Genomic DNA, 20,321 nt, shown 5'->3' on the forward strand with positions numbered 1-20,321 from the left:
CTTTGATGCGGGCGGGGTTCCCGGACGCCGCCCGCGAGAGGCAGGATCAGACATGGTCACGTTCGTCGACGAGGTGACGCTCCATCTGCGCGCCGGCAAGGGCGGCAACGGCTGCGTCTCGGTCCATCGGGAGAAGTTCAAGCCGCTCGGCGGCCCCGACGGGGGCAACGGCGGCGACGGCGGCGACGTCGTGCTCGTCGCGGATCCGCAGACGACCACGCTCCTGAGCTACCACCACTCGCCGCACCGCAGCGCGGGCAACGGCGGCTTCGGGATGGGCGACCACAGGTCCGGTGCGACGGGGGAGCCGCTCGAGCTGCCCGTGCCGGTCGGCACGCTCGTCAAGTCGTCCGACGGCGAGCCCCTCGTCGATCTCATCGAGCCGGGCATGCGTTTCATCGCGGCGCCCGGCGGGCGGGGCGGGCTCGGCAATGCGGCCCTCGCGTCGCCTAAGCGCAAAGCGCCGGGATTCGCGCTGCTCGGCACGCCCGGCTGGGAGGGCGACGTCGTCCTCGAGCTCAAGACGGTGGCCGACGTGGCTCTCGTGGGGTTCCCCTCGGCGGGCAAGTCCAGCCTCATCGCGGCGGTGTCCGCCGCGCGTCCGAAGATCGCCGACTACCCGTTCACGACGCTGCACCCGAACCTCGGTGTCGTGCAGGCGGGTGACATCCGCTTCACCGTGGCCGACGTGCCCGGCCTCATCGAGGGCGCGAGCGAGGGGCGCGGTCTCGGGCTGGAGTTCCTGCGGCACGTCGAGCGCTGCACGGCGCTCGTCCACGTGCTCGACTGCGCGACGCTCGAACCCGGTCGCGACCCGCTCAGCGACCTGGAGATCATCCGGCAGGAGCTCGGGAGCTATCCCGTCGCGGAGGGGCAGGTGCCTCTCCTCGACCGGCCCCAGATCGTCGTCCTGAACAAGGTCGACGTGCCGGAGGCGCAAGAGCTGGCGGAGTTCGTCCGCCCCGATCTCGAGGCCCTCGGCTACCGCGTGTTCGAGATCTCGACCGTCGCACGACGCGGCCTGCGCGAGCTGACCTTCGCCCTCGGCGAGGTCATCGACGCCTACCGCAAGGCCGCTCCCGTCGAGCCGCCCCGCGAGCGCGTCGTCATCCGCCCGAAGGGCTCCGAGAAGGAGTTCACGGTGCGCGTCGACGGCGGCACGTACGGCAACGTCTACCACGTCCTGGGGGAGAAGCCGCTGCGCTGGGTGCAGCAGACGGACTTCCAGAACGAGGAGGCCGTCGGGTTCCTCGCCGACCGCCTCGAGAAGCTCGGCGTCGAGAACGAGCTCTTCCGCGTCGGCGCGGTGCCGGGCTCGACGGTCGTCATCGGCGAGGACGGCATCGTCTTCGACTGGGAGCCGTCGATCTCGTCCGCCGCCGAGCTCGTGCAGGCTCCGCGCGGTCTCGACGCCCGTCTGGACCCGAATCGCCGCCGCACGACCTCGGAGCGCCGTGAGAAGTATTACGCGCGCCAGGACGCCCGGACGGCGGAGCGGGCGATCGAGGACGAGCATCGTCTCGCGCGCCTCGACGACGAGGACGAGGTCGGATGACCGCGCACGACCGTGCGGCGCTCGCCTCGGCGACGCGCGTCGTCGTGAAGGTCGGCTCGTCATCGATCAGCGGCGAGGCGGCCTGGCGGATCCCCGTGATCGTCGAGGCTCTGGCGGCCGCCCACGCACGCGGTGCCGAGGTGCTCCTGGTCTCATCGGGCGCGATCGCGACGGGGATGCCGTATCTGCAGCTGGACGCGCGGCCGAACGACCTCGCGACGCAGCAGGCGGCGGCGGCCGTGGGGCAGAACGTGCTCGTCTACCGCTACCAGGAGGCGCTCCGGCCGTTCGAGATCGTCGCGGGCCAGGTGCTCCTCACCGCGAGCGACATGGAGGACCCCACGCACCGCAGCAACGCGCGGCGGGCGATCGAGCGTCTGCTGGGCCTGCGGATCCTCCCCATCATCAACGAGAACGACACGGTGGCGACGCACGAGATCCGCTTCGGCGACAACGATCGCCTCGCCGCGCTCGTCGCGCGTCTCGTCGGCGCGGACGCCCTCGTCCTGCTGAGCGACATCGTCGCCCTCTACACGCGTCCGCCGGACGAGCCGGGCGCCGAGCCCATCGACGTCATCGCGGCGGACGACGACCTCTCCGGATACGCGTTCGGCTCGAAGGTCGTCAACAGCGTGGGCACCGGGGGAGCGGCGACCAAGGCGTCCGCGGCGCGCCTCGCGTCGAGCGCGGGCATCGGCGTCCTCGTGACGAGCGCGGACAGGGTCGCCGACGCCCTCGCGGGAGCGCCCATCGGCACGTGGTTCGTGCCGTCGGACGAGCGGCCTCCTGCCACCGGGGCCGTCGCTACACTGGGCGGATGACCTCCGACGCCCTCCTCACGTCGCCGCCGACCCCGGTCGACACGCCACAGGACCGCCTCCGGCGCGCCAAGGACGCGGCGCGGAGCGTGGCGCGGCTGACGAGCGACGAGAAGCGCGCCGTGCTGCACGCGATCGCGGATGCCCTCGTCGCCCGTCGCGCCGAGATCGTCGAGGCGAACGGCGAGGACCTCGTCCGCGGCGAGCACGACGGGATCGGGGCGTCGCTGCGGGATCGCCTTCGTCTCGACGACGCGCGCATCGCGGGGCTCGCGGACGCCGTGCGCCAGGTCGCGGCGCTGCCCGACCCCGTGGGCGAGCTCGTGCGCGGACAGCGGATGTACAACGGCGTCATGCTCGAGGAGCGCCGCGTTCCGTTCGGGGTCGTCGGAGCCATCTACGAGGCGCGTCCGAACGTCACCGTCGACATCGCGGCGCTCGCCCTGCAGTCGGGCAACGCCGTGGTGCTGCGGGGCGGGAGCGCCGCCCGCTCGTCGAACACCGTGCTGGTGTCGGTCATGCGCGAAGCTCTCTCCGCGCACGGGGTTCCGGCCGACGCGGTGCAGTCGGTCGACGCGTTCGGCCGCGACGGGGCACGCGCCCTCATGCACGGCCGCGGCTTCGTCGACGTCCTCGTGCCGCGCGGCAGCGCGAGCCTCATCGAGACGGTCGTCACCGAGTCGACGGTGCCGGTGATCGAGACCGGGGCGGGCAACGTGCACATCGTTCTCGACGTGTCGGCTCCGGACGACTGGGCACGCGACATCGTGGTCAACGCCAAGGTGCAGCGGCCGAGCGTCTGCAACGCCGTGGAGACGGTGCTCGTGGTGCGTGCGGGCGCCGAGCGTCTCGTGGGGCCGGTCGTCGCGGCGCTGCAGCGCGAGGGCGTCACGGTGCACGGCGACGCGACGGTCGCCTCGCTGGCCGCGGACGTCGTGCCGGCGACCGACGAGGACTGGGAGACCGAGTACCTCAGCCTCGACATCGCGATGCGCGTCGTGGACACCCTCGACGACGCGATCTCGCACATCCGTCGATACAGCACAGGGCACACGGAGTCGATCGTGACCGCGGACGTCCGCAACGCGGAGCGCTTCCTGGACGAGGTCGATTCCGCAGCGGTCTTCGCGAACGCCTCCACCCGGTTCACGGACGGATCGGAGTTCGGCTTCGGCGCCGAGGTGGGGATCTCGACCCAGAAGCTGCACGCGCGCGGACCGATGGGCCTGCCGGAGCTCACGAGCACGAAGTGGGTCGGGCGTGGCTCCGGTCAGGTACGGCGCTGACGGTAAGCTGGAACGGTTCGATCGACCTTATGAACGGAAGCCCTGACATGCATCTCGCCACCGCGATCGCGACCGTCGTCGCCGAAGCCGAGCAGGAGAACGTCGCGCTCCAGACCCTTCCCTTCGGTCTGGTCGCCCTCGCCGCGTTCGGGGCGCTCGCTCTCGTCGCCGCGTCGTACCGCAACGTCAGCAACCGTCAGGCGGACGCGAGCGAATCCGCGTACGGGCACGGCGAGGTGGAGCACGGCCACTAGGCCTCTGACGGTGACGACCACGACGCGGGCTCCACGGATCGGGGTGATGGGCGGCACGTTCGATCCCATCCACCACGGTCACCTCGTGGCCGCGAGCGAGGTCGCGACGTCGTTCGACCTCGACGAGGTCGTCTTCGTGCCGACGGGGCAGCCGTGGCAGAAGGAGCGTGTCTCGCCGGCCCAGGCCCGTTATGAGATGACGGTGATCGCCACGGCGTCGAATCCGCGGTTCACGGTGAGCCGCGTCGACATCGAACGCGGAGGGCTGACCTACACCGTCGACACGCTGCGCGATCTGAAGCGCGAGCGTCCCGATGCCGAGCTGTTCTTCATCTCGGGGGCCGACGCCGTGGCGCAGATTCTCAGCTGGCGGGATCATCATGAACTGTGGGAGCTCGCCCACTTCGTCGCCGTCTCGCGTCCTGGTCACGTGCTGAGCACGGACGGACTGCCCGGAGGCGTGGTGAGCCGGCTCGAGATCCCCGCGCTGGCCATCTCATCCACCGATTGCCGAGATCGCGTCAGTCGCGACCTCCCCGTCTGGTACCTCGTGCCGGATGGCGTGGTGCAGTACATCGCGAAGCATCATCTGTATCGGAGCAAGCCATGAGCACACCCGACGGTCGTCCCCTCACACGACGTCAGCTGCGTGAGCTGCGCCAGACGGGGCAGAACGCGATCATCGCGGACGACGAGAACGGGACTCCGGAGGAGGGCGCCGCGGACGAGCACACGCCGGCCGACCTCTCCGACGCGCCCGCCGAGGCCGACGGCGTCGCGGAGTCGCCGGAATCCGATGCGGGCGAGCCCGAGGAGGATGCGCCCGAACACGAGTCATCCGACGCGGAGGAGGCGACGGGCGACGAGGGTGGACTGCCCGGCGGCGACGAGCCGATCCCGGACGATGTCGTGACGTTGGAGGCCGTGGACGAGCCCGAGACGCGGGAGGACGAGCCGCCGTCGTCTCCGTCGGAGCACCATCCGCCGCTCACCCGTCGTCAGCTGCGCGAGCAGGAGCGGCAGAGGACCGGCGTCGCGCCCGTGATCGTCCCCCCGCCTTCCGACGGCCGGTCCGATGACGGCGTCGCGGATGCCGTCGAGGCGACGATCGTCACCGACGAGGTCCCGCACGCCGCCCCCGTCCCGGAGACGGTCGAGGCCGAGGTCGTGCCGGACGCGCCGGCGACGGGGCCGGAGAACGCCTCACAGGACGAGGAACCCGTGGACCAGGCCGTCGATGCCCCCTCCGGCATGCGCACGGCGGATGCGGCGCCGCCGAGGCTGCGGCCCGGTTTCGGCGAGAACGTCGCGGTCAAGCCGGTTCCTCCGGCGCCCGCCTCGTTCGACGAGCTGCTCACGCACCCGCGCGAGTCGAGCGGCTCAGGATCGGCGCCCAGCGCCCTCATCCTCGACGAGATCCCGTCGGCGGCGCTCAATGCCCCGATCACCGCCACCGGCGAGCTGATCGTCACGAGCTCCCACAAGCTGCCGGACGGGTTCGGGTCGAGCGGTGCGGCGAAGGGCACGACGGACGGCCGCGAGATCGACGCCGTCCTCATCGACGGCGAGATCCCTCTCGCGTCGTCGCCGACGCCCATCGCCGCGAGCGACGCCGTGTCGACGTCCAAGAGCCCGGGCGAGGTCATCCGCCCGCCCGCTCCCGAGAAGAACCACAAGCTCGTGCTGACGCTCGGGATCACCGCCGGCGCCCTGGGCATCGCCGTTGTGGGAGCCGTCGTCATCGCCTATGCGTCAGGAGTGTTCGGCTGATGGCAACACAGTCCTCCATCGACATGCTGCAGATCGCCGCCGCCGCGGCCGACTCGATCGGCGGCGAGGACCTCGTCGCGCTCGACGTGTCGGAGCCGCTTCCGCTCGTGGACGTCTTCCTTCTCGTGACGGGACGCAGCGAGCGGAACGTCGCGGCGATCGCGGACAAGATCGAGGAGAAGCTCGTCGAGGCCGGGCACAAGCGCCTGCGCCGTGAGGGTCGTGCCGAGGCGCGCTGGATCCTCCTCGATTTCGGCGATATCGTCGCGCATGTCTTCCATCAGGAGGAGCGCGAGTTCTACTCGCTGGAGCGTCTGTGGAAGGACTGCCCCGTGGTCCCCATCCACCTCCCGGCGACGCGCCCGGCGGACTGATTCGATTTCATCCGCCGGAGACGGTGCTGTACGCTGGACGAGTTGCCCGGGCTTCTGCCGGGCGACATCTGGGCCTGTGGCGCAGCTGGTAGCGCACCTGCATGGCATGCAGGGGGTCAGGGGTTCGAGTCCCCTCAGGTCCACCCAACGCTTCATGTTCAAACACCCGTCCGCTTCAAGGTGGGCGGGTGTTTGAACGCGAGGCTGGTCGTTGTCACGCTGTTGAAGCCGGGCGCTTCGTTGGTTCTCCTCGTCGAGGAGGATCGCGAAGGGTCCGGCTTTCTCGGTTCGGACGTCGTCGGTGTTGGTGATGTAGATCCTGGCGAAGAGCGCCTGGTTGAACAGGCGTCGGACGGCATCGGGCGCCTGCTGGTAGACCGTGTGGCAGTCGGTGAGTAGGTCGAGACAGTCGTCGAGTTCGGCCTGCGCCGTGGCGTAGTTCGCGGTCGCGTCGTCGAGCCTTGTGGTGATGTAGTCGAGCTGTCCGGTGATGCGCTCTTGTTCGGTCTTGAGCTGATCGAGTGGCACCGCCCCGGCGTAGTGGGCCTGCATGAGCTTGTCGCGCTGGTTGCGTAGGTCGCGCTGTTGACGGGTGAGGTCTTCGGCCTCGTACTTGGCCTGTGCGTTGATGATCGCGAACTCTTCGTTGATCGTGGCCTGGAGCGCGCCGAGCGTGGCGGGGTCCAGTTGGACGTGGGCGTAGTGGTCGATGACGAGTTGTTCGATCCGGTCGACGTGCATGGCCTTGCGCCGGCAGTCGGTGAGCTTGGCGTGCCGCCCGGCGCAGATGAAGTAGGGGTAGACGACGCCGTGCTTGTTCTTGGCATGAGTCAGCAGCAGCCGCGATCCGCAGTTGTCGCAGTAAAGCGATCCCTTGAGGTAGTGGTCGTGCGTCTGGGTCTTGTCCCCGGCGAGGTTGTTCGCGCGGAGCACGGACTGGACCTGGTCCCACACGTCCACGGGGACGAGGGGTTCGTGCGTGGCGTCGTATTCGAGTCCGTCGTAGACGATGACGCCCTTGTAGTAGGGGTTCTGCAACGTCCGATGCAGCGTGGAGACGTGGATCGGTTTCGCCGGTCGCTTCGGGGTCGGTGCCGACGTGAGCCCCCGCGCGGTCAGCTCGTCCAGGAGCGTGTTCAGCGTCCAGTCGCCGGTGGCGTACGACTCGAACGCGAGCTTGATCAGCGGTGCCCGGTCGGGGTCGAGTTCGACGGTGCGCAGCTCGTGGCCGGCCTCGGTCAGCACACGGATGTTGCGGTAGCCGATAGGTGCCCTGCCGATCGTGCCGCCGGTGGTCGCCTTGGTGCGCAGCCCCTTGGTGACTTCGGTGGCGAGATTCGCGGAGTAGAACTCGGCGATCGCGGCCATGATGCCGTGGTTCAGCGTCCCGGCCGGGGTGTCGTCGATGTGCTCGGCGGCGGAGACGAGCGTGACGCCGTGAGCGACGAGCTCGGCGTGGATCAGCGCATCGTCGAGCCGGTTCCGGGCGAGCCGGTCGACCTTCGGCACGATGCAGTAGGTGATGTGGTTCTCGGCGACAAAGGCGAGCAGTTCCTGCAGCGCCTTGCGGTTTTTGAGCGACTTGCCGGACTCGCCGGGTTCGATGAACTCCGCGACGATGACCGCGCCGAGTGCCTCCCCTTTTCGGTTCACGGCCTTGCGCTGGTCGGGCAGGGAGTAGCCCTCTTCACGGCCGCCTCGGTGGGCTTGCTCCTTGGTGGAGACGCGCAGATACGTGACCGCGCACGGCAAGTCGTTCGGCCCGAGCAGAGCGCTGGGCATCAGCAGGTTCATCATCAGTTTCGTCCTCATGGTCGCCGCGTGCCGCGCGGTTTCCTGGTGAGAACGAAAGGCACGGCCGGATCGGCCGGGGCGATGCCCGAGGGCATGAACTGATGAGTCGGCGACACACGTTGTGTGGTGTGTTCTGGGTCTATTCTACCGGGCCGGTGCCGCGCCGTCTCGGAGCCGGGGTGTGCCGTGTCGGGTACGACGCCATCTGCGTGTTGGCCTTGTCGCGGTCGTCGTGCCGGCCTGCGAGGACGACGCCGATGAACGCCTTCGCGAGTGCGCGCACCTCGGGCGGCTTGTTGTCGACGGTGCGGACGCCGAGGCTCCCGCCGCCGCTCTGGCGCGGAGCCGCGGGGCTGCTGTCTGCGCCGCTCACAGGTCAGCGATCTCGCCGCGCAGGAATGCGGCTTCGGCTTCGGCGCGGCGGGCGGTGTCGTCCAGGACGTGCTGGACGAAGTCCGCGTCCCGGTCGGTGATCGGCGTCTCGCTCGTCTCGGGTGCGGCGTCCTCGCCGGGCCAGGTCGTCTGCCGGGTCGGGCGGTCGCGGTCCAGCCGGGTGCCCGAGATGGTGACCCACTCGCGGAGCCGCTGCTGGGCGTTGTGGAAGTCGGTCATGAACGCGAGCGGACCCGCGGCGTCCTGCTGAGGGTCGTAGGCGCCGAGCCACCGCAGGTGCAGCGCGGACAGCTCCCAGACCAGTTCGGGGTTGCGGTGCCAGTACGGCGGGATGATCGCGGCGGGGAGCCCGAACTCGGTGCGCAGCCAGTTGACCCACTCGTTGAGGGCGAGCCATTCGTGCTCGGCGTCCTCGGCGGTCAGGGTGCGCCAGTTCACCGGTCGCGGGGGTTCGGGATACCCATCTTCGCCGTATCCGTCCTCGTCGAGGTCGGCGCCCGGTTCGACGGTGACCTCCTCCGGCTCGTCGGCCTCGGGTACGTCGCGAAGCAGTTCGTCCTCGGGCCGCGCGATCGTCCCGTCGCTCGATCCCTCGTCGGGAGTGGGCATGTCGTTGTTCGCCATGAGCGGGTTCCTCGTGATGCGTGTCGCCGGAGGCGACGGGGAGAACAGGGATGAGGGGTGCTGACGGTGGCCGGTTCGTCTGGCCCGCGGAGTCGGGGCGGGCGAAACGGGCCGGCTGGTGACCCGGCCACCGTCAGCGGTGGGTGTCGCCCGGTTACCGGGCGACGGCCTCTGCCGTCGCGGCCGTGTCCTGCGCGACCGGCTCGGCCGACCCGAGGCGTGCCTGCCGGTCGGCGCCGTCACGATCAGCGCCGTCACGGTCGACGCTCTCGCGCTGCGGGGCGTCGCGCTCGGCGTCCGGTGCGCGGCGTTCGACGGTGTAGGTGGTGGTGTTCGGGTCGTGCGAGATGCGGGTTGCGACGAACTGCTCGTCGGTGCGCTCCTGCCCGTCCACGTCGCGGGTGTAGTCGCGGACCTGACCCTGCGCGACGAACTCGTCGCCCTTGCTGAACCGCTCGTAGGACAGCTCCGCTGCGCTGCCGAACTGGATCAGGTCGTGGTAGCTGTTCGAGAGCCGTTTGAACTTCCCGTCGCCGAGGCGCTCGAAGTGCTTCACCCCGACCCGCGCGTAGAAGCGCGGCGTTCCGTCCTGGCCGTAGGTCAGGCGCGGGTCGTCAGAGATGAAGCCGTTCATCGCCGATGATGTCTTGATAGCCACGGGCTACCTCCTTCAACTGTCGTGGAGGCGCCACCTCTGGCTGCCTCCACGACAACAGGTGCGGGCCATGCACCCCGGCCGCCAGGGCCATGCCACCTGACGCTCAGGCGCGGAGCTGGGCTTCCACCTCGCGCCGTCCATCGGTGAGTGCCTTCGCGTCAGTGCGTTTCGTCCACGGGCGAAGGTCGGTGATGATCGGGCGGGCGGTGCGCAGCAGGATGACGCCGACGCCGAACGGCATCGTGCGCAGCACGTCCGGGGGCAGGATCGGCACCCGGCGGATGGAGCGCTGCGCGGAGCGGGAGCCTTGGTCCCCGTAGGTCACCGAGTCGGTGGTCTCGTCGCGGTCCCCGATGAGTGTGGAGAGGTCTTGCAGATCGCGGGAGTTCGAGGCCCCGCCGAGGACGATCTTCACGATCGAGGAGTCCCAGATCGCCGCCGCCGCGTTCTCTCCCCACTTCTCGCGCGCCTGTGCCAGTGACTGCAACACAGGCAGGGTCGTGATGCCGGTGCCGCCGCCCTCGGCCATGAGCGTCGGCAGGGACGGCAGTGGGGCGAGGTTTCCGATCTCATCCAACGCGAGCAGCAACGGCGGCTCGAGACGCGCGCCAGGTGAGCGGGCGGCGATCTTGCGGGCGACCTCGATGAGGTCTTCGATGAACGCGGCCACCAGCGACGCGGACGCACCGGCCCCGGCGCCGGTGGCGAGCAGATACAGGGTGCCGTGCTGGGTCAGGAACGTCTCGGGGTCGAACTCCTCACCCGGCCGTGGCGAGACGGCGTCCAGCACGCGCGGGTCGGCGAGGGCGGAGAACGACAAGGACACGCCCTGCCAGATCGAGTCGCGGGTGCGCGGGTCGGATTGCAGCATCGACTCCAGCGATTCGGCCCACCCTTCGGCTGCGTTCGGGTTCGACTGGAGGATGCGGACGGCGTCGCCGGCGGCGGTCGGGTTCAGCGCCCACTGATACACCTGTGCCGCGTCCCGGTGATCGAGCGCGGCGGCGTGCAGGAGCCCTTGAACGGCGGAAGTGGTCTTGCCCTGCCAGAAGTCCCCTCCGGACACGGACCCGAAGTTCGTCGAGCTGGACAGGCCGGCAGTGCGGATCATCGCCGTCAGCGGGTCCTCGCAGCCCGGGAATGCTGATGATTTGGTTGACTCCAGGACTGCTTGAGCTTGCGGGCTTGGGCGGGAAAGGATGGCAGTCATGCCGGTCAAATATTCGGATGAGTTCAAGCGGGACGCGGTCGCGCTCGTGGTGACCCAGGGGATGTCGCAGAAGCAAGTGTGTGCGGATCTGGGGATCTCGAAATCCGCGCTGCAGGCATGGGTCCGCGGCGCGCAGCTGCGGGATCGCGGGATCGAGCCCGCCCCAACCGGGAACGTGGACATGCAGCGTGAGCAGGCGAAGATGCTGAAACGGATCCGCGAGTTGGAGATGGAGAACGAGGTGCTCCGGCGGGCGGCGGCGTATCTGTCGCAGGCGAACCTGAAGATCGGGTCTGCTAGCCCAAAATAGTGTTCCCGCTCGTCCGTGAACTGGCCGCGACCGACGCTCCTTCCCGGGTGTCGGTCGCGGGGGCGTGCAGGGTCCTCGGCTTCTCCAAGCAGGCGTACTACCAATGGCTCGCGAAGCCCGTCAGTGACCGCGATTGGGACGAGGCGCATTTGATCAACGCGGCCCGGGATGTGTGGGACGAGGACCGGTGCCAGGGGTATCGGCTCATCTGCGACGAGCTCGTCGATGACGGGTGGCAGGTGTCGGAGCGGCGAGTGTGGCGGGTGTGTTCGCAAGAGGGCATGTTCTCGGCCGCGCATCGACGCAAGGGCAAACGCAAACACCGTCGGCCGGGTCCGGCCGTCCACGACGATCACGTGAGACGGGACTTCACTGCCCAGTCTCCGAACCAGCTCTGGCTCACGGACATCACTGAACACCGAACTGCCGAGGGGAAGCTGTATCTCTGCGCGGTCAAAGACGTGTTCAGCAACCGGATCGTCGGGTATTCCATCGACTCGAGGATGAAGGCCTGGCTGGCCGTGAACGCGCTCGAGGACGCGATCAACCGGCGCGAAAACCCGACCGGAGTGATCGTGCACTCGGACAGGGGCAGTCAGTTTCGTAGCCGACGCTTCCGGCGAGCACTGCGTCGACATCATCTGCGAGGTTCGATGGGCCGTGTCGGGGCCTGTGCCGACAATGCCGCGATGGAGAACTGGTTCAGCCTGCTGCAGAAGAACGTCCTCAACCAGCAGCACTGGGCCACCCGCGACGAACTGCGCCTCGCGATCGTGCACTGGATCGAAGCCCGCTACCACCGACGCCGCCGTCAACGCCAACTCGGGAAGTTGACCCCCATCGAATACGAAGCAATCATGAACACCACCGCCGACCTGGCGGCATAAGGAAACGAGTCAACCAAACCATCAGCATTCCCGATGGCGTCGTGGAACCCGGCGATCCTGGACATGTGGCGGACCTTGCCGGACGAGACCAGCATCCCCGCCGCCCGAACCTCGACGCCACAGGTGATCTGCACGGCGCGAGTCACCACCGCCCACGGATCATCAGCCTTCCGTGTTGAGGGGGCGAGCATGACCTCGAATGCTGCCGAGGCGATCTCCCAGGAGTCCAGCCCGTGCTTGCGGGCCAGCGGCCGGTATCGGGCCGCGGTGTATCGCATCAGCTCGGCCGCTTCACGATCACGATGCCAGGCTCCGGAGTCGGATTCATGGAGCCGGGTCAGCAGCGCACGCAGCCCTTCCGGGCTCTCGAATCCGTGGCTGGCCGAGCCAGCCGGGGCCGCAGCATCGTCGCTCTCGGCGGGTGAGGTGTGTTTGGTCACGGTGGCGCCTCCCGTGAGGGAGGTGCGCCACCAGCGCCCAAACCAGGACGCGCGCCAGCACGTCCTTACACCCGCCGCTCGTCAGCAGAGGTGCCGCTCGTCCGCGCAGTGGCCGGTGCTGTCGGCGACCGATTCGGAGTCGGAACTCACCCTGCTGCGGCTGGTCCTCCTGTCAATCGACAGGGCTGACCCGGATGAGGTTGCCATCGGGATCAGCGATGACGAACGTCCGCCCGAACACGTCGTCGTGCGGGTCCTCGACCACGGTGACATCCTTGGCCGTCCAATCGGCGTAGATCTCATCAACGGCGGCAGCAGTACCAGGAACCATGAGCCCGACCTCTGAGGTGCGCGGTGTTCCGGCCGTCGCGTTCTCTCCTCGCCCGCTCCACAACGCGAACAGGACACCCGGCGCAACCTCGAAAGGTACGTATCGGGGTGTCCGGACGACAGGCTCGATCTGGAACAGATCGCTATAGAAAGCGGCGGCGCGTTCGACGTCGGAGACGTATATCAGGAACAGGTTGGGTGCGCTCATGGCGGCTACTCCTTTGGGTCGGATCACTTCGTCTCCTAGACTGGCAACAATAGAAGACACTCCATGTCATCTTTAGGAGGAGTATTCGATGCAGCGTCCGCAGCGGCTGCTCGCCCTTCTTGTCGCGTTGCAGGCGAACCGTCAGATGACGTCCGCGGAACTCGCTGAGCAGTTCGGCGTGTCCAAGCGCACGGTCCTGCGCGACATCGAGGCACTTGCCGACGCCGATATCCCCGTCCTCGCCGAACGCGGCCGCTACGGCGGCGTCAGCCTGCTGCCCGGAGCGGAGATCGACGTCGGACGTCTCACGACAGGCGAGACAGAGGTGCTGGAACTGATCGGAGTCGACCTCGACCGCGCGAGACAGCTCGGGATCGAGGCTGCCGCGCGCAGCGCAGCGCAGAAGCTAGCCTCTCGCAGGCCCTGGCGGAGACCAGATTCCACGGGGCTGCTCCCGCTGAACCAGGTCGTCGCGATCGACAACAGCGGGTGGTTCACCCCGGACGAACCCGCAGATGTGGCAGCGCTCATTCGTGACGTACGTCTCGGCAAGCGACTGCGCATCGACTACCGCGCCAGCGGGCAACCGACCTGGCATGAACGCGACATCGATCCGTACGGCCTGTTCTCCCGTGGTGGCCGCTGGTACCTCATCGCGGATGCGTTCGAGGAGCCACGCATGTTCGCGCTCACTCGCCTACGGTCCTGGACGGTGCTCGACGAAGAACGACAGACACGCTGCGACCTCGCACTCAGCGAGATCGCTGCCAGCCTCGTAAGCGGGCTGGAGACACGCCACACCATCCGCGTCACCGCAACGCTTGAGACGAAGACAGAGGACATGGCCCGGCGCATCCTCGGCAGTCGGCTCCTGTCCGTCGAGCCGATGGATGATCCGGATCGGGTGCTGATCACCGTCGGCTATGACCAACTCGACGCCGTGCGCCAGCTTCTGCAGTTCACCGATCACATCGAAGTCACAGACCCACCAGAAGCACGGAAGCTCATCACCAACCTCGCGCGCACCATCGCCCGCCGACATCACGACGAGTAATCCGAGACTCTGACCCACGAAGCTAACCAGACGACAGACCATGACGACAGACCATGCACGTATGCCACGGCGGGGCCGTGGTGCGCACCTCCCTCATGAGACGACTCATGAGGGAGGCCCAGATGAAGGGCGGGGTGATCCTGTTTCACGGCAGCGGGGCCGCCGCACGCCGGTACGTCGAGGCCGACCGCTCTCGCGCCGACGAGTACTACCTGGGCGCTGACGACGCCGTAGCCGAGTACGCGGTACTCAACGGCAGAGGCGAGGTCACTGCCGTCCGTTTCCTGTCGGCTGTCGAGTACGAGGGATGGGTGGACTGGATCAACCCAGAAACGGGCGAGTCGATGGGCACCCCGCGCGCGGCCGCCGAAGGTACGAAGGGGTCGCCGTTGTTCGCGGACATGACGATCAACGCACCCAAGTCCCTGTCGGTCGCTGCTGCCCTGCACCCCGAGGTTTCCGAAGCACTCGACGCCGCTCAACACGACGCGCTGGCGGAGATTCGGCGGTGGCTCGGTCAGCACTCGGTGACCAGGGTGGGGCCGCGTGACGCGCGGGAGGTCGTGCCTATCGAGCACATGCAGGTCGTCGGTATCCGGCATAAGACCTCGCGGGCGGGTGATCCGCACCGGCATATTCACATGCAGATCGGCACGAGGGTGTGGGCGGCTGGGAAGTGGCGGGCGCTGGATACGGCGGCGCTGTTCAAGTAGCAGGGTGCGATCCGTGCGATGGGTACGGCGGTGATCGCCGCGCACCCGCAGCTCGCACAGACCCTCGCCAAGCACGGTCTCACCCTCGATCCGGCCAGCGGCGAGGTGACCGAGTTGGAGCCGTTCAACGGGGTCATGTCGAAGCGGTCAGCGCAGATCAAGAAGAACCTGGAACGTCTCGAAGCCGAGTGGGAGCAGGCGCATCCGGGTGAGGAGCTTGGCCCGGTGATGACGGCACGGTTACAGGGAATCGCCTGGACTCATCAGCGACCCGAGAAGAAGCCCGCCGACCTCAAGAACGATCAATGGTGGGTGCAGGAACTCCGCGAGGCCGGATACGACCCTGCAACCTCTGAGCACCGCGCCGTACAACCGGCGGTCAGCCTGGATGACCTGGCCGTGCAGGAGGTTGCATCGCGGGCGCTGGACCGCAGCGCAGCGAGCGCATCGACGTGGACACGGCACACCATCCAGGAGCACGTCACCCGGATCACCACCGAGGAAGGCGTGCAGGCGACGCCCGGCGAGTTGCGGGAGTTCATCAACTTGGCGACCGAGCTTGCCGCCTCGGATTGCTTCTCCGTCCTGCCGCCAGACGCGGCGACACCGGAGCACGTCGCGCACCTGACCAGCCTCAGCGTGGTCGCTGCCGAGACCGCGCTACGCGACCAGCTCACCGCCGCGACACCGGAGCGGGAGCCGGAGCACCCCGACGTGACCAAAGTTGCACAAGCCGCCCGGCTGGACGCGGGGCAGACGGTCGCGGCTGCGGCGGTTGCCTCGACCGATCCGCTCGTGATCGTCGAAGGCGCGGCGGGCAGCGGCAAGACCACGATGTTACGCACCGCGATCACCATCGCCGCCGAACACGGCAGGCCGTCGCGAGTGGTAGCACCGACATTGCGAGCCGCGCAAGTCTCGCACAAAGAACTTGGGGTGCCAGCGACGAGCGTTGCGGCGCTCGTCCACGCACACGGCTGGCGGTGGAACAGCGACGGCGTATGGACGCGCCTCAGCCCTGGTGACATCGACCCCGAGAATGGGCGCACCTACACCGACCCAGCCGAGGGAGCGCGGCTCGCGAGAGGCATGCGCGTGATCGTGGACGAGACCGGGATGCTCGACCAAGACACCGCCCACGCACTCCTCACCATCACTGCCGAGGCTGGGGCGAGCGTCGCGCTGGTCGGCGACCGCGCCCAGCTCCCCGCAATCGGCCGTGGCGGGGTGCTCGACATGGCCGCGCAGATTCGCGGACGCACCTACGACATGACCGAACTTCACCGCTTCCGTGATGCTGAGTACGCGGCGCTCACGCTGACGATGCGCGACCGGGAGGGCCCCGGGGAGGTCTTTGACCGGCTCGGCGCGCTGGGGCTCGTCACCGTGCACGCCGACGATGAGCAGGTCCGCGAGCACATCGCTGCGCATCCGCGCAATGGTGAGGCGATCACCGTCGCCACCAACGAAGAGGCGGCGGCGTTGAACGAGCGCGTCCGCACCGGCCGGATCGAGCGAGGTGAGGTCGATGACGCGGTGACGGCGACTGGCAGCGACGGCTTGCCCATCGGTCGGGGTGATGTGATCCAGACCCGGCGAAACGACACCACGCTCGGGGTCGCGAACCGGCAGCAGTGGATCGTGCAGCATGTCATCGATGACGGCACCGTCTACGCGCGCGAAGCCGCCAGTGGTTGCAAGAACCGCCGCACCGTCACCCTGCCCGCCGAGTACGTGGCAGAGCATGCGCACCTGTCCTATGCGGCGACCGCGTACGGCGTCCAAGGCGCAACCGTCGACGCCTCGCACACGGCGCTGACCGAGGCGACGAGCGCGGCAGGTGTTTACGTCGGGATGACGAGAGGCCGGGAGACCAACCGGCTGCATGTCGTCGCTGAGAGCATGGCGGACGCGCGAGCGCAGTTCATCGAGGCGATGCAACGCGACCCCGCAGACCGGGGCCTCGATCACGCCACCGCTCAGGCAGTCGAGGCCGTTCGCGGCATTGTCAGGGAAGGTCCTGTCAGGCTCGTCACCGGCGAACTCGCTCGGCTTGACCAGGAGGCCGAACGCGCCCAGCGGCAGACGGAACGGTGGGAGCAGATCGCCACACGCCTCGATACCCAACGCGCTGCGCACCGAACCGAGGACGACGAAACCGCGACCGTACTCCGCAAGGTCGAGCACGAGGCCGGGCGGGTGCGTGCCGAGGTCGCGGGGCCGCTCACCGTGCAGGCCAAGACCGACGGCGCGGCCTACCTCGCGACCATGCAGACCGAGGCGGACGCAAGTGCCCGGCTCGCCACGGCAGGGAGGTTCGGCAGGCGTAGAGCGCGGGCCGAGCACCAGGCCGCGACCGCACAGGCTGGCGCGGCTCGGGCGAGCTTGCGCGCAACATGGGGTGAGCTGCCCTGCACCCCTGAATCGCTCTCTGCATGGGCGGCGCAGGCAGCGGCACGCCGAGCCGAGAGCGACCCCCGCGTGACCGAGGCCGACCATGCCGTCGAAACTGCGCACGCCGGACAAGAAGCGACGCAGCGGCGGCACAACCGGGAACGCCTGGCATTGCTGGTCAGCGAGCTCGGAGCCGACGAGGCGCGTCGCGACCAGTTCGGGATGCGCACCATCAACCCGAACCGCACCGCCCAGGATGCCCGCGCGAGAGCAGCCGTGGCCCGTGCCGAAGCCGACGAACTCCGCAGTCTCCCTGCCAACGATGCCGCACGGCGCATCGAGGCCAAGCGCGCCGAGCAGGAACAGATACGACAGCGGGCAGCGCAGCGGGCACGGCAACTCGACCCGCTCGACCGCGGTCCGCGCCGCCATGATCTGGGCCGCGACGGGCCAGGACGCGGCCTGTGACACGGGCCACGGTGGTTGACCCCAGATCACGCAGGAGCATGTGCCTTATACGCGCATCGGCGACACCACGATTTCGAAACCTGGCCACTGTCTGAACGCGGTCTCGGGCTTGTTGACTCGGTGAGTAAGCGAGGCGCTGCCGTCCGAGATGCGGCGGTCACTGGTGCACCAGGCGGCAGCGCTGGTGTCGGGGTTCAGTCAGTCGCTCTGGTGCAAGCTGCATGTAACTGAGTATCATGGTTACATGCGTTTCGATCCACCAACCGGACAGTGGTTCATCGCCCACGACGGGCAACGCTGGTGGTTCGATTCGGGCTCGATCGCGTTCGACTTCGCCTACACCGGCGGCTTCCCCGGCCCGCCTGAGTGGGAGTTCTGGCATGGGCCGGAGGACGCCGCCAGCTGGTGGCGTGAACGGTTCGGAGTCGATGTTCCGGTGAGCGCGGCTGACTACGCGCGGGCACGCGAGCTACGCCAACGGATCGCACAGTCCGTGATCGCGGTATCCCACGGTCAACAGCTTCCGGTCGCGGCGGCTACCGTCATCGATGCGTGGGCAGCGCTTCCCGATGTGCCCCCTCAGTTGATGGCGGAGCCACCGGTCACCGTCGAACGCCTACTGGCCGCCATCGGACGAGCCGCTGTCGCCGCGCTGAGCCAGACCGACCGCGTGCGCATCTGCGGTGCCAGCGACTGCGCGGTCATGTACCTGGACACATCACGTTCGGGCAATCGTGCCTGGTGCTCAATGCAGCGGTGCGGCAACCGACACAAAGTGCGAGCGCTGCGCGCACGCCGCGCGACATCCGGCAGAACCAACGATCCAGCACACCGTTCAGAACAGGAGAACGACTCATGACTCTCACGCACATCAACCCCGCGGCTCTGCACAAGAACCCCGCCTTCTCTCAAGGCGTCCTGGTGACGGGCGGTGCGCTGCTCGTCGTCGGCGGCCAGCACGGCACCGACGAGAAGGGCGAACTCGTCTCCGCCGACCTCGGTGAACAGACCAAGCAAGCACTACGGAACGTCCTCACGGTGCTCGCCGAAGTGGGGGCCGACGCGAGCCACGTCGCGCGGCTCGGGGTCTATCTCGCAGCCGGGGCCGACGCCGGAGCTGGATACACCTCGGCGTTCGAGGTGTGGGGCGCGAATCCCGCCGCCGTGACGGTGCTGACCGTCCCCTCGTTTGCGCGTCCCGGCGTTCTCGTGGAAATCGAAGCGCTGGCCGCAGTGCCGGAGAACGCATCATGACGCCGCGACGACCGACTCAGCAGATGCCGGACGACGTTGCGGAACTCGTTGCCCAGCACGGGGTGCGCAGCGCGTACGACGAGCGTCCTGCCTACCAACGCAACGACTACCTCGCATGGATCGACCGCGCGAAGCGACCCGAGACACGCAGCAAACGGATCAATCAGATGCTGAGCGAACTCGAAGAAGGCGGCGTCTACATGAGGATGCGACACCGGCCATCCGAACGATGAACACGCGGTACCTGTACAGGACGGCCAGAGCTCAACCCGCTCGCCGCTCGCCGCACGCCGCACGATCACAATGATGCACGACAAACGACATCACCCGCGGTCGGGGTCATACAGCCCGAGCCACCGGTAGATTGTGGAACCGCGCACACGCGCACGATCACAGGTGAGTGCGTTTGGGGAACCTCGGCTACGCGGTCACCGCACATCGCGCGCAGGGCTCCACCGTCGACACCGCGCACGCGATCGTCCACTCCTCCTCGATGACACGAGAGACCTTCTACGTCTCGATGACCCGAGGTCGTGAATCGAACATCGCCTACGTCGCCACCGACGAAGCGCACCTCGAACGCCACCAGCAGACCGAGACAGAGGTCACCGCCAGAACGGTCCTCTATGGCGTGCTCCAGCACGAGGGAGCGGAGAAGTCCACCCACGAGACCATCAGCGCAGAGCAGCACGCCTGGACCTCGATCCGGCATCTGGCCGATCAGTACGAGACGATCGCCCAAGAAGCCCAAGCTGAGCGTGTCACCGATCTCCTGACCCGTGCCGGCCTGGACCGCGCGCAACTCGACGAGGTGATTGCCTCAGAGAGCTTCGGATCACTCATTGCAGAACTACGCCGAGCTGAGGCCAACGGTCATCCTTCAGATCAGCTCATCTCGCGCGCGGTCGTGGCAGGTGGCCTCGATCAGGAGCCAGAATTGGCGACTGCGCTCCGAAACCGCGTCAGCCGCTTGGCCGATGCGCGCTCCGGAGGAACCCGACGTCGGGGACGAAAGCGCCTTGTCGCCGGACTGATTCCTGAAGCCACCGGTCCCATGCCCGCCGACATGGGGCGCGCGCTGACAGAGTTGAAGGAAGCGATCGAAGCCCGAGCTCGCGCTCTCGTGGCCACGGCAATTGCAGAAGACCAGCCTTGGACCCGCGCACTCGGGTCTCAACCGCCCGCGTCTAGGAGGCAAGAGGCGTGGCGAGCCGTGGCCGCGATGATCGCGGCATACCGAGACCGCTATGGCGTCACAGGACCACATCCTCTCGGGAACATGCCAGTTGCTCATCTTCAACGCCTCGACCGTGAACGAGCGGTCGTCGCTCTCCGCGACCTCCAGAACTCGTCTAGCGCCTACACAACGAGTGCATCAACCGCCAGCCGCGACGTCATCGATCTGTAGCCGAGCAGTGGTCGCCCTGCATCGCCGCGCAGGCGAGTCCGCGGTTTGGATCGGCTCACGGTGATTGGGTTCGCGACGGAGCGGGGCACACTTCACGACGCACGCGCTTCTGCGGCAGG

At 68.2% G+C, this 20,321-nt stretch carries 21 protein-coding genes, 1 tRNA gene and 2 pseudogenes; 17 read left to right on the top strand and 7 right to left on the bottom strand.

The features are described from left to right. Window positions 1–52 precede the first annotated feature (52 nt). From obgE to N8K70_RS08090, 9 genes are all read left to right on the top strand, one after another. The gene (gene obgE / locus N8K70_RS08050; protein WP_317141067.1) at window positions 53–1,555 is read left to right on the top strand and encodes a GTPase ObgE; all 1,503 of its coding nucleotides are present in this window, start codon (window positions 53–55) and stop codon (window positions 1,553–1,555) included. Continuing rightward, window positions 1,552–2,376: a glutamate 5-kinase gene (proB, locus tag N8K70_RS08055; protein WP_317141068.1), complete on the top strand. Its 825-nt coding sequence runs from the start codon at window positions 1,552–1,554 to the stop codon at window positions 2,374–2,376. The genes obgE and proB overlap by 4 nt, the downstream gene beginning before the upstream one ends. Continuing rightward, complete coding sequence (locus N8K70_RS08060) at window positions 2,373–3,659, top strand: glutamate-5-semialdehyde dehydrogenase (RefSeq protein WP_317141069.1); 1,287 nt, start codon at window positions 2,373–2,375, stop codon at window positions 3,657–3,659. Before proB ends, N8K70_RS08060 begins: the two co-directional genes overlap by 4 nt. A 47-nt stretch (window positions 3,660–3,706) precedes the next feature. Continuing rightward, window positions 3,707–3,913, top strand: coding sequence for a hypothetical protein (locus N8K70_RS08065; protein WP_317141070.1), 207 nt, complete (start codon window positions 3,707–3,709; stop codon window positions 3,911–3,913). Window positions 3,914–3,923: 10 nt separating this feature from the next. Beyond that, the gene (nadD, locus tag N8K70_RS08070) at window positions 3,924–4,523 is read left to right on the top strand and encodes a nicotinate-nucleotide adenylyltransferase (RefSeq protein WP_394357820.1); all 600 of its coding nucleotides are present in this window, start codon (window positions 3,924–3,926) and stop codon (window positions 4,521–4,523) included. Beyond that, window positions 4,520–5,683: an ICP22 family protein gene (locus tag N8K70_RS08075; RefSeq protein ID WP_317141071.1), complete on the top strand. Its 1,164-nt coding sequence runs from the start codon at window positions 4,520–4,522 to the stop codon at window positions 5,681–5,683. The genes nadD and N8K70_RS08075 overlap by 4 nt, the downstream gene beginning before the upstream one ends. Further along, complete coding sequence (gene rsfS / locus N8K70_RS08080) at window positions 5,683–6,057, top strand: ribosome silencing factor (protein WP_394357821.1); 375 nt, start codon at window positions 5,683–5,685, stop codon at window positions 6,055–6,057. Before N8K70_RS08075 ends, rsfS begins: the two co-directional genes overlap by 1 nt. Window positions 6,058–6,127: 70 nt before the next feature. Next, window positions 6,128–6,200 (top strand) — tRNA-Ala (locus tag N8K70_RS08085). Window positions 6,201–6,249: 49 nt separating this feature from the next. Then, window positions 6,250–6,456, top strand: coding sequence for a hypothetical protein (locus N8K70_RS08090; RefSeq protein ID WP_317141072.1), 207 nt, complete (start codon window positions 6,250–6,252; stop codon window positions 6,454–6,456). Window positions 6,457–6,816: 360 nt separating this feature from the next. Here the strand turns inward: N8K70_RS08090 and N8K70_RS17140 are convergent. The 5 genes and pseudogenes from N8K70_RS17140 to N8K70_RS08115 all read right to left on the bottom strand — a co-directional run. Beyond that, a pseudogene (locus N8K70_RS17140) lies at window positions 6,817–7,869 on the bottom strand (recombinase family protein); the annotation flags it as partial. A 121-nt stretch (window positions 7,870–7,990) separates the two neighbouring features. Continuing rightward, window positions 7,991–8,224, bottom strand: coding sequence for a hypothetical protein (locus N8K70_RS08100; protein ID WP_317141074.1), 234 nt, complete (start codon window positions 8,222–8,224; stop codon window positions 7,991–7,993). Continuing rightward, on the bottom strand, window positions 8,221–8,868 hold the full coding sequence (locus N8K70_RS08105; RefSeq protein ID WP_317141075.1) for a hypothetical protein: 648 nt from the start codon (window positions 8,866–8,868) through the stop codon (window positions 8,221–8,223). Before N8K70_RS08105 ends, N8K70_RS08100 begins: the two co-directional genes overlap by 4 nt. A gap of 154 nt (window positions 8,869–9,022) precedes the next feature. Next, window positions 9,023–9,526, bottom strand: coding sequence for a single-stranded DNA-binding protein (locus N8K70_RS08110; protein ID WP_317141076.1), 504 nt, complete (start codon window positions 9,524–9,526; stop codon window positions 9,023–9,025). Window positions 9,527–9,629: 103 nt separating this feature from the next. Next, window positions 9,630–10,736 (bottom strand): type IV secretory system conjugative DNA transfer family protein, encoded by a 1,107-nt coding sequence (locus N8K70_RS08115; RefSeq protein WP_317141077.1) that lies wholly within the window; start codon window positions 10,734–10,736, stop codon window positions 9,630–9,632. On the opposite strand from N8K70_RS08115, the pseudogene N8K70_RS08120 reads away from it, so the two are divergent. Then, window positions 10,735–11,933 (top strand): annotated as a pseudogene (locus tag N8K70_RS08120) (IS3 family transposase). The gene N8K70_RS08115 and the pseudogene N8K70_RS08120 sit on opposite strands and share 2 nt — an antisense overlap. On the opposite strand, the gene N8K70_RS08125 reads toward N8K70_RS08120, so the two are convergent. Both N8K70_RS08125 and N8K70_RS08130 read right to left on the bottom strand, forming a co-directional pair. Continuing rightward, entirely contained in the window at window positions 11,858–12,373 is a 516-nt protein-coding gene (locus N8K70_RS08125; RefSeq protein ID WP_317141078.1) for a hypothetical protein, read from the bottom strand. The pseudogene N8K70_RS08120 and the gene N8K70_RS08125 overlap by 76 nt on opposite strands. A gap of 172 nt (window positions 12,374–12,545) precedes the next feature. Further along, entirely contained in the window at window positions 12,546–12,911 is a 366-nt protein-coding gene (locus N8K70_RS08130; protein ID WP_317141079.1) for a VOC family protein, read from the bottom strand. An 88-nt stretch (window positions 12,912–12,999) separates the two neighbouring features. On the opposite strand from N8K70_RS08130, the gene N8K70_RS08135 reads away from it, so the two are divergent. The 7 genes from N8K70_RS08135 to N8K70_RS08165 all read left to right on the top strand — a co-directional run bounded on the left by N8K70_RS08135 (window position 13,000) and on the right by N8K70_RS08165 (window position 20,202). Continuing rightward, window positions 13,000–13,965: a helix-turn-helix transcriptional regulator gene (locus tag N8K70_RS08135; protein WP_317141080.1), complete on the top strand. Its 966-nt coding sequence runs from the start codon at window positions 13,000–13,002 to the stop codon at window positions 13,963–13,965. A gap of 107 nt (window positions 13,966–14,072) precedes the next feature. Beyond that, window positions 14,073–14,678, top strand: a complete 606-nt coding sequence (locus N8K70_RS08140) for a relaxase domain-containing protein (protein WP_317141081.1) — start codon at window positions 14,073–14,075, stop codon at window positions 14,676–14,678. An 18-nt stretch (window positions 14,679–14,696) separates the two neighbouring features. Further along, the gene (locus N8K70_RS08145) at window positions 14,697–17,540 is read left to right on the top strand and encodes an ATP-dependent DNA helicase (RefSeq protein ID WP_317141082.1); all 2,844 of its coding nucleotides are present in this window, start codon (window positions 14,697–14,699) and stop codon (window positions 17,538–17,540) included. Window positions 17,541–17,784: 244 nt separating this feature from the next. Continuing rightward, the gene (locus N8K70_RS08150) at window positions 17,785–18,399 is read left to right on the top strand and encodes a CGNR zinc finger domain-containing protein (RefSeq protein ID WP_317141083.1); all 615 of its coding nucleotides are present in this window, start codon (window positions 17,785–17,787) and stop codon (window positions 18,397–18,399) included. Then, a complete protein-coding gene (locus N8K70_RS08155; protein WP_317141084.1) occupies window positions 18,396–18,794 on the top strand; it encodes a RidA family protein in 399 nt (132 codons plus the stop codon). The genes N8K70_RS08150 and N8K70_RS08155 overlap by 4 nt, the downstream gene beginning before the upstream one ends. Window positions 18,795–18,817: 23 nt before the next feature. Next, entirely contained in the window at window positions 18,818–19,027 is a 210-nt protein-coding gene (locus tag N8K70_RS08160) for a YdeI/OmpD-associated family protein (RefSeq protein WP_317141085.1), read from the top strand. A 173-nt stretch (window positions 19,028–19,200) separates the two neighbouring features. After that, a complete protein-coding gene (locus N8K70_RS08165) occupies window positions 19,201–20,202 on the top strand; it encodes a C-terminal helicase domain-containing protein (protein ID WP_317141086.1) in 1,002 nt (333 codons plus the stop codon). The last annotated feature ends 119 nt before the right edge of the window (window positions 20,203–20,321 follow it).

The sequence above is a fragment of the Microbacterium sp. AB genome, from assembly GCF_032878875.1.
Classification (GTDB): domain Bacteria; phylum Actinomycetota; class Actinomycetes; order Actinomycetales; family Microbacteriaceae; genus Microbacterium; species Microbacterium betulae.